Source organism: Staphylococcus sp. 231237_7MaSpsaltlick, assembly GCF_043107035.1.
In genome coordinates this window covers 1-569 of sequence record NZ_JBICNX010000280.1, presented here as the reverse complement: position 1 = coordinate 569, position 569 = coordinate 1, and the positions used below count along the sequence as shown (strand labels likewise).

Below are 569 nucleotides of genomic sequence, written 5' to 3'. Positions count from 1 at the left end.
ATATTAATAGGAGGCCTCAATCATGCAGAATATACAAAGTACATTAGAAACTGAAGCAATATTTAGTGACGATAATCAACATCGTTACTTACTCAAAAAAACGTGGGACAAAGATAAAAAGATAATTTCAGTTATAACTTGTTATCCAAATTTTGAAGGAACCAAAAAATTAGATTTAACGACTCAATTAATTCTAAATAAAGTATCTGAGATGAAAGACTTCGGATCAATTAATTTTGTGAACCTATATTCAAACATGATAACAACCACAAATATAAAGCATATGGCAAATAGTCATGATAAGCATACTGATATTCATATTATGAAAGTAGTGAAAGAATCGGATGAAGTGATATTAGCATGGGGTGCTTACGCTAAAAAACCGATTGTTGAAATGCGTGTCAATGAAATATTAGAGATGTTGAAACCTCATAAGAAGAAAGTAAAGCAACTTATTAATCCAGAAACAAATGAAATCATGCATCCACTTAATCCAAAAGCAAGAAAAAAATGGATATTAAGATTTTGTGAATAAATTTATCATCAAAGTGACGGTCTTCATTCTAGAC

General features: G+C 29.7%; 1 protein-coding gene. It reads left to right on the top strand.

Going from position 1 to position 569, the window contains the following annotated elements; genetic code table 11:
* Nucleotides 1-22: 22 nt before the first annotated feature.
* Nucleotides 23-535: a DUF1643 domain-containing protein gene (locus ACF91D_RS31460; protein WP_392438651.1), complete on the top strand. Its 513-nt coding sequence runs from the start codon at nt 23-25 to the stop codon at nt 533-535.
* The last annotated feature ends 34 nt before the right edge of the window (nt 536-569 follow it).